Annotated in this window: 7 protein-coding genes; 3 read left to right on the top strand and 4 right to left on the bottom strand. The window is 50.6% G+C overall.

Annotated elements, in window-relative coordinates; genetic code table 11:
• From ACWA6V_RS12340 to ACWA6V_RS12355, 4 genes are all read right to left on the bottom strand, one after another.
• A partial coding sequence (locus ACWA6V_RS12340) for an ATPase domain-containing protein (RefSeq protein ID WP_449522773.1) occupies window positions 1-400 on the bottom strand: 400 nt, incomplete at its 3' end.
• A gap of 113 nt (window positions 401-513) precedes the next feature.
• Entirely contained in the window at window positions 514-1,434 is a 921-nt protein-coding gene (locus ACWA6V_RS12345; RefSeq protein ID WP_449522774.1) for a hypothetical protein, read from the bottom strand.
• A gap of 157 nt (window positions 1,435-1,591) precedes the next feature.
• Window positions 1,592-3,943: a hypothetical protein gene (locus ACWA6V_RS12350; protein ID WP_449522775.1), complete on the bottom strand. Its 2,352-nt coding sequence runs from the start codon at window positions 3,941-3,943 to the stop codon at window positions 1,592-1,594.
• Between the two features lie 626 nt (window positions 3,944-4,569).
• Window positions 4,570-4,971 carry a PIN domain-containing protein gene (locus tag ACWA6V_RS12355; RefSeq protein WP_261948102.1) on the bottom strand — a complete coding sequence of 134 codons (402 nt, stop codon included), beginning with the start codon at window positions 4,969-4,971 and terminating at the stop codon, window positions 4,570-4,572.
• 142 nt (window positions 4,972-5,113) lie between these two features.
• Here ACWA6V_RS12355 and ACWA6V_RS12360 point away from each other — a divergent pair, with 142 nt between their 5' ends.
• The 3 genes from ACWA6V_RS12360 to ACWA6V_RS12370 form a co-directional block, all read left to right on the top strand.
• The gene (locus ACWA6V_RS12360) at window positions 5,114-5,305 is read left to right on the top strand and encodes a hypothetical protein (protein WP_449522776.1); all 192 of its coding nucleotides are present in this window, start codon (window positions 5,114-5,116) and stop codon (window positions 5,303-5,305) included.
• A gap of 1,075 nt (window positions 5,306-6,380) precedes the next feature.
• Window positions 6,381-7,976, top strand: a complete 1,596-nt coding sequence (locus tag ACWA6V_RS12365; protein WP_261948104.1) for an alkaline phosphatase — start codon at window positions 6,381-6,383, stop codon at window positions 7,974-7,976.
• Window positions 7,977-8,062: 86 nt separating this feature from the next.
• On the top strand, window positions 8,063-8,704 hold a 642-nt coding region (locus ACWA6V_RS12370), incomplete at its 3' end, for a hypothetical protein (protein WP_449522777.1).

Genomic DNA, 8,704 nt, shown 5'->3' on the forward strand with positions numbered 1-8,704 from the left:
GGAGCGATTCTTCACCGGTTATATAAAGTGCGGGCATGGTGCGCGCAAGGTTGCACAGGGTTTGCAATAATAGCGTGGATTTTCCGGCGCCAGGATTACCGCCAATCAACACCACCGAGCCGGGCACAAAACCGCCGCCGAGTACGCGATCAAACTCCCCTGCTCCGCTGCTGAAACGCGGTACATCATTGAGTGAAATGTCGGCGAGGGTTTGGATTTTATTGCCTGCCGCACCACCGGCATAACCTTCAAACTTTGCTGAACGGTTAGCGGGCGTTGGGCCCAAGCGCACTTCGCTTAAACTATTCCACACACCACATTCAGTGCACTGCCCTTGCCATTTTTTATAATCGGCTCCGCAGTCGTTGCAGACAAATGCACTTTTGGTTTTTGTGGTCATGAATTATTTTTCCGCATAAGTTAACCCCTCCCCTAGCCGGGCGCCCATCTCCCCCTTATCAGGGGGAGGGGCTATTATCCCCTCCCTTTTTAAAGGGGAGGGTTAGGGTGGGGTTATCGCTTTTCGCTAGTTAATTTTAAATACGCGCCCAAGCCTACCAATAACGCCACCGCAGCAAACAACATAAATACGGCTGAATTTAAATGGGTGGCATCGCCGAGCAAGGATTTAAACATCAGCAGCAGTGATTCAATCGATACCGCAATCACAATCGCCGACATAAACCGCGCAATGGTGCGGCGTGTTGAACCTGTGTGGTGAATGTCTTTGTGCAACAACACTTCTTCTTCGAGGATCGTTTTGCCCAAATCAAAAATTGCCAAGCCCAAAGTCACTAAAATGACCGATTGGAACGCTTGGGTAGCGGTATTGGTATGTTCGTGAATCATCTCATAAAGCGATTGCCCCGCCGAAAATAACAAGAGCATGGATACCAACACCAGCATGATACCGATCACACCGTAAATCACCTGGAACAATGGATGCACCACGCGGCGCAAACTGTCGCCATTCAAAAAGGTGATCAGTTTTTCCAAATTAAAATTGATCACCAAATAACGCGTTGCATTATCGGCATCCACAAAACGTTGAACTGCGGAAATCGCCAACTGGTGAGTGGCGCTGGAGAGATAAGGCTGGGTTACGGTTGCAGTCGCAGTGTTATCGCGCGCGAGTGTGTAATAAACACGATTGCTGCGATCAGAGCCAAAACCTGGCTCGCGGCGTTTGGGGTCAGGTACTGTGGGCGATGCGGCAGACTCGGTGGTTTGCACACCTTTTTCATCGAGACAATAGAGTAACTCTACAAAAGGATAAGAGAGATGCAGGCGTTTAACGACTTCATTCAATTGCTCGTGCGAGGTTTCCAATTTATTGGGCGATAATGAAGTCACAATGGATTCCAGCAAACGTTCAATTTGGACCTGGTACTCATCGTATTTTTTAAGCAGATATAAATAATTGCGTGGGGTCATATTACACACTCATCAACACAGCAGGGCTGCAAACCGAGCAGCAGTTTACCCTAATTTATTAGCAGGTATTGCGCCATCACCGCGTAAATTCTGGTGTAAAAAAATAAACCCCGGCAAGCCGGGGTTTATGTAAACAGCATTACAAGAAACTGATGGATCAGTTTGCAGGCAGTTCAATATTGCCTGGTGCACCGCCACCCACGGCAACACCACCGTTATTCAATACAAATGTGACCACTTGGGTTTGTAACTCCGCCGTTACCTGAGGCGCACCACCCTCCGGGCGCAACAGCGAAGAGTGACCGCCTGCCGTGTGCTTCACATAACCGCGTCCCAACTGGGTGCTACCCAATCCCAATTGGGTGGTATTGAGTAGCGATGCCATTGCAGAGGTACCGGTTAAAGGGGCACTGGCAGCGCTATTGGGGATCACTGCATCGTTATTAATTTGCTGCACCAAGGCAGGCACGCCCAAAGCGGCGAGGGTTTGCATATAGTTGACCGGATCGCCCGCATCCATCGCACTCTGCGCGGCGTAAAGGAAACGCTCGTAATTGCTGGTGCCCACGTTGACGCCACTAGCGGCCAAACCGCCATTGATGACCGGGGTAAAGGTGGCTGAATTCACCAGAACCTGCGCTACTTGGGTACCTGCTGCACTGGTTACGATACCGCGGATGGGATTGAGGTTTGAGGGCAAGCCTACCTTGCCATCATTAGCAATAGCCAGTTGGTTCACGGTAGTAAACACGCTCCCCAAAATGCCCCCCAGCGATACACCGACCACATACACACGGTTCAAATCCAGACCGGTAGTGACTGATTTCAACATCTCCGTATTAACACCGCTGAGGCTGGCATTGAGGTTGAGTAAATCCATCACCGCCTGACGGTTATTGTCGCGAGTATTGGTCAGGTAGCCGAGGTTAATAAACTGCGCACCTGAGCCATCGGTAGTACCGGGAGCTTCAAAGTTCATCGGGGCGGGAGCACCGCCTGAGCCGGCGACATTGAAATGGCGCTCGTGCGGGGCATTAGCGCCGTAGAGTGCAGTGAAGGGAATCGACTTACTCTTTTCCACATTCAACACGTTGACTAATGCACTGTTGGCTGGAATACCATGAACCGGCAAATCGATCGCGACAGTGGCGATACACCGACTGGCCAGAGTGTGGCCAAGCGCCAGAACAGAGGCGCGATCACTAGTAATACCGTGCACATAGATCACTGTGGGATAGCCAGTTACAGCGTAGATCTGGCCGCAATTTGCTGCGCCTGCATAACCGGGCACCCAGTTATCTTGTGGCAAGGTGACTTGCAGGGGCACAGATTCATCGCCGGTTTTTGCCGCAAAGGGATAGCGATAAGTGACGTTGTAGCTGCCATCTACATCGGTAGGTACGGTCACCCCCAGTGCGCTGGCGAGGGTTAGATCCGGTTTCCAACTGCGTTTTAAGTATTCGCCAAACGCCAAACCGGTCGCAGCAGTCTGGTAATACGGTAGTTTGATGTAGCCGGTGTAGAGCTTGCCCACATTGGCCGCAAGCGCAGGGCTAAAGCTATTGAAATCGATACCGGTAAGCCCGGAGACACCTAGGTCACGTTTTTTAGGCGTAGGTAATAAACCAATAGAATCCAGCGTCATCGCATTGGCAACTGCCGCTGATGGCGCTACGCCCGCCGCGATTTGGGTGCTTGCAACGGCCGCGCGCGGCGATGCCATAGCGACCAAACCGGTGACTGGGTCGGTTGTGGTGAATGTATAGGTCAGCACCAATTTTTCTTTTGCCGCCGCCGCTGTTAGTTGGCCACCGCTCACTGCGGCCAAAAATCCACTGGCGAGGGTTTCCCAACCAACGATCGCATTGCGCACTGGCACTAGTCCACCCAGGGTTTCATAACTTGTATCGCGCAGGGCGTTGTAGGTCCAGGAGCGGGTCAGGCTGGCACCGCTGGCATTTTTCACATCATCGGTGATAAACACCAGATATTTGCTTTTGGATTTCAGCGGTTTGGTCGGACGAATGCGGATCACGTTATTGGTACCGCCATCCTGTGAAACCACTACCGCATCATAATTAGCAGGGCCAACCACACCGACGATATTGGCGGGGTTCAACGCATCTTTACCACCGGTATTCAATTCAATCAAAAACACACTTTTGGATGCCAGCACAGTCGCTGGATTGACGCTGCCACTGATTAAAATATCGAAGAAAGCCGAAGTAGAAAATCCATCGAGCTGATTGATAGTTGCCCGTACCGGGTCGGTCGCTGCACCCAGACTGGCGGTGCCATCCGAAGTCGCTGCCGCCGCAAAGACCAAATCGGTATTAAACGGAACATCGGAAATGACCGGATCAAAACGCGGATGAGTCCCCGCTACGTAAGCATCAGGGCCGGAAGGTGCCGGCACTTTCTCGGTATCGCTGCCGCCGCCACAACCGTGCAAGGCCAATAATGAAACCGTGAGGGACGATAATAGGAGCTGGTTCGACTTATTTTTCATGGTGACTTCCTGGGCAGACGTTATGGGAATTATGTAGAAAGTGTAGCCAGATTTTTACAAGGCGCGAATTTGTAATGTACAGAATTATCCTTGCAGACGGGATCTTATCCAAACCCACAAACAAAAAAAGCAAACCACTTCTGGTTTGCCTTTTCGGAACAGTAAAAACGGAGACTTTTAGTGCGGATTATGGGATAAGTCTATAAATCCGGCGCGGAACCATCTAGGTTATGGACGATTTATAGGAATTGCTTCGCTACAAATTTATAGGAATAGTTTATAAAAAATTCCATGCCGCGATTCTAAATCACCAAATCTCAACTGCCGCAGCAAAAAGGAGAAATAGGCACTGCTAACCCCGAGGGAAAATCTATATAGAAGCTCAGGGCGTCGTATTCTTTGATAGCATGGATTTGCGGGTTGAGTGATCCTACGTAGTTGCTAAAAAGAATATTATATAAAGCAAGGCTTCGCAGCCCGACAGTACAGTAAGATCCTCACGGACTTGTTTGGAAACCGTTATCAATAATGAGGCTTCCTGATGGGTTTTTTTCTGGTTGCTCTCGTCATAGGTAACTGGCTTGAAGCGATCTCATCATTTTAAACGACACCACGCGCCCAATCAGTTAAAACACCCAGTGGTTATTTCCCGGGCGGCGCACTGTGCCTTGGGGGCGCTCACCAATGGGCAACACGACGCCGATCTGAACCTGGTTACCATAGTCTTCTCTGATGGCCATGAGGGCTGGTTCAAGGTCGGTGTCATTTGAAATAAAGACTAGCTGCTCAGCATTGCCCTTTTGAGCACCCCAGTAAGCGGTAAGCGCCGTAGCAACTTCAGTTTGTTTTTCCTCAAGCTTCCAAACCTCCACACGATCGGTTTTGTCTGGCGGAGATTTGTAAACTACGGCATGAGCCTTATCCATTGAGTAGTACCCCTTCCCGCTGGTTGATGTCGAAATCAACCTTTCGATGTTTGACTTTGGCTGTTGCTCGGGAGGATGATCCATGTCTGTAGAGCCGACCATGCTTGGGTGCTCCCTCAGGAATGGAGCGTGTACATTTCATGGAAAAAGGGATTTGGTATTCAATGTGTCGGTGTTGAGATAATCGGCTATTGAAGTCTGGAATGCTGTTCATTCTGATATCACTATCCTTAAGGTGAAACCTGTGTCCGATATGAAAGACCAACTTGATGCTCTGCTAGCACGTATTCGTTCTCCAAATCCCCGCAAAGCAGGCGACGCTTTTTTCTCTGCCGATCCATTGGATTTATCTGTTACATATTCACCAGACAATTTCGTTAGGCTTGATGCTCAGCCCGACCCCAAGCCGACTGACCCTCCCAGTAAGAAATCGTAACCTTTAGCAGAGTATTCTCTTGAGCAGGTCACTGACGTAATTTTTCCCCTAACCCTCGCTCAACACCGTATGCTTCTATATCCGAGAAATCTTGTCGGTCTACACTCGGAGCCCCAAGGTTAGCGCGGCACTTGGTGTAGGCATGAGCCAAAACATCTTGTCGATACAATTTGTCATAGAGGGAGTAGAAACGGTAGCTATCTTCAGTCTTCGCTTTTACGTGTAATGTTCTCTGTAGTTTCCGAACGCTAATTGGAGTTGCTAGGTTGCCCAATCTCCTGATCCTTTCCTACTTTAAACATTGGTTTTGAACTGAGGCCCCTTTCCTCCACTGGCATTACCCGGCTTCTACGGTACTAATAACCTCTCCGCCACCCCAATGCGCCCGAACGCTCCCTCGCGGGTGTTCGGTTGATCTCCCCAGATCACGCAGAGGGGCTTCCCGTGTTGCGCGCGCCTCCCTTGTGTACATGCTGTCGCCACTACCCCGGCACAGCAACTGGGATCAGCCTTGCTCAAGTCCCCCAGTTGTATCAGCCTTCCCCGATATGACGGTCAGGTCGGCCTGTGCAACGTCCTTTTCGAGGATTGCTCGGCGCTCACTCGCGTTACGGCCTGCACACTCGCGCTGCCACCGTATTTTGTGGCACGCTTCACCGGAGGCTTCAACCATTTCGTTGCCTCCATAGTTGCTCCGGTTGCTTTCGGCTGGAGCGATAGCCGAGTGGGATTTTCACCCACGGGGAAAGCGCCGCCTTATCACGGCGCACGCCAATACCGGAAGTTGGCAAGTCACGCGCGCCCAACCAAAAGTGGACATTGGTGACATGTCAGCGGCCAAATTGGTAAGTAAGCCTATAATATTAAAATTGCGCTGAAGATAACTTTTATTTCATCTTTTTTTGCAAATATCTACCACCGAACTGACACCTTATTAAACCTCTTCGTATAGTCAATTTCTTGCCTCTAATTCAAGTTGGTCACACAAAAGACTTTTGTTCGTCATTATTCTGTCAATAAACCCCTTTAGATTATCGAGATGACACTTTCGTCTCAATCCAAGAGGTGCTATTTCATGAATAACATTAAGACCTTCGCTTCGAGCGCATTAGCCCTTGCCATAGCCATGGCTGCTCCCTTGGCCGCTGCCCACAAGAACCCTCACAACCCCGATAAACCTCAAGCTGAATTTAATACCCCTGCCTACTGGTACGAGTCTGGGCAGGAAGCGTTAGCTGAAGCCAAGCGGAAGGCGTATGCCGGTACCAACGCCAAGAATGTCATTCTGATTGTGGGCGATGGCATGGGTGTATCCACCGTCACCGCCGCCCGTATTCTTGAGGGACAGTTGAACAATCGTGACGGTGAGAGCAATCGATTGGCTTTCGAACAACTCCCGCATTTTGCGCTAAGTGTCACTGCCAGTGCTAACCAACAAACATCCGATTCAGCACCAACCGCGACGGCGATGGTTGCTGGCATTAAAGCCAATGACGGTGCTATTTCGGTTAATCAAACCGTGTCACGCAGTGAAAAAGATGCCAGTGTTGTGGCTGCGGCCAGCGTGAAAACGATTCTTGAGCAAGCGGAAGAGCGCGGTATGTCTACCGGTGTAGTGAGCACCGCACGCGTTACCCATGCGACTCCAGCCGTTAACTTCGCACATACGCCCAATCGTGACTGGGAAGCCGATGCCAATTTGCCAGCTGGTGCAACAGTGAAGGATATCGCCCGCCAGCTGCTTGAATTCCCTTACGGCAATGGCCTGGAAGTCGTGTTAGGTGGCGGACGCCGTTATTTCTCGGCAGAAACTGAAGCTGACCCTGAATACACCGGTCGCACCGGTATTCGCCGCGACGGGCGCAACCTGCATCAAGAGTGGGTAAGCAAATATTCGAAAGCAGCTTATGTGTGGGATAAAAAAGGGTTTGATGCCATCGATCCTCGCAAGACAAACCACCTGCTGGGACTGTTCGAGCCTTCCCACATGCGTTATGAAGCTGATCGTGCGCAGGATATTGCCGGTGAGCCATCGCTGGCAGAAATGACGACTAAAGCGATCAAGATGCTGGAGAAAAACAAAAAAGGGTTCTACCTGATGATTGAAGCAGGTCGTATCGATCATGCCCATCACTCGGGGAATGCCTTCCGCGCACTGACCGATACTATCGCCCTGTCTGATGCGGTCAAAGCCGCTGTGGCGATGACTGATCCGCGCGAAACCTTGATCGTGGTAACAGCAGACCACAGCCATGTGTTCACTATTGCCGGTTACCCGGAGCGCGGCAACCCTATTCTGGGTAAAGCAGCGGTTAATGGTGTGGCCGCCAAGGATAGTTTGGGGCTGCCTTACACCACAGTGTCCTACGCTAACGGCCCTGGCTTTACAGGCGGATTTACTCGCCGTGAGTTCAATGGCACCAACGAGAGCCCGGTACCAGCCATTTATGAAGGTGGTGCAGCTCGCCCGGATCTGACTTATGTGGACACTACCAGCCCCGCCTATATGCAAGAAGCAACCGTTCCGCTTGGCTCGGAAACTCATGCCGGTGAAGACGTAGGCTTGTATGCACAAGGTCCGAACGCGCACCTGTTCCGTGGTGTGCAAGAACAGCATGTGATTTACCACATCATGGCTGATGCTTTGGGTCTCAATAAGCGTGGTCGCTAACGCCGGATAAGAACACGCCTTACCAACCCTACAACACCGTTGCCTATTGGCAGCGGTGTTTTCCTGTTAAAAGAGTGTATTTTCAAATGAAGAAACAATTGCTGTTTTTGCTATTCGTATTGATGCCCCTGGCAGGATGCACAACTCATCAAACGTCCCCGCCCAGTGTCACGCAAAATTCCATCGCAACAAGTCTCTCAACGGTCAATGCGGAATTCACTACACGCGTTTACGGTACTGGAAGTGACGCCCTAACTCACGGGCACCTGTGGCGATCCCCGACACGGGTTGAGTGGCTGGACATCACCACGAATACCAGTGAGATATGGACAAAAACCAGTCAAAACCTGTGGTTCTACAGCAAAGCATTTCATGCTGATCAACAGGTCATCGAATATTCCCCAGTGGATTTGAATTTGCTTCAGGTTGCCCCGGCATGGCAATCCTTTGCAGCTGCAATCAATCCTGCGCTGCTACAAAAATTACCCAAAACTCGTGAAATCAGTCCATTGGGCGACATGAATCGAATTCAGTATCGCGGCACCATTGATCAGGTCACTTATGAAGTAGATTGGTTGCCCGAACTTGCGCTGGCCACACGGGTCAAGACGGTAGAAAAAGGAGTAACCCGCGTGACCGAATTAAAACAACCCTTGCTCACGTCAGATGATTCAAAAGCCCCTCAAAACATTAGTCGCTACCGGTTTATTGAGTATTCTGATTTGGGT

The sequence above is a fragment of the Cellvibrio sp. genome, assembly GCF_053579595.1.

Bases quoted from the DNA above. Each gene is read 5' to 3' on its own strand.
- ACWA6V_RS12355 (WP_261948102.1), bottom strand. From the start codon at position 4,971: ATGGTCGGCTCTACAGACATGGATCATCCTCCCGAGCAACAGCCAAAG.
- ACWA6V_RS12350 (WP_449522775.1), bottom strand. From the start codon at position 3,943: ATGAAAAATAAGTCGAACCAGCTCCTATTATCGTCCCTCACGGTTTCA.
- ACWA6V_RS12345 (WP_449522774.1), bottom strand. From the start codon at position 1,434: ATGACCCCACGCAATTATTTATATCTGCTTAAAAAATACGATGAGTAC.
- ACWA6V_RS12365 (WP_261948104.1), top strand. From the start codon at position 6,381: ATGAATAACATTAAGACCTTCGCTTCGAGCGCATTAGCCCTTGCCATA.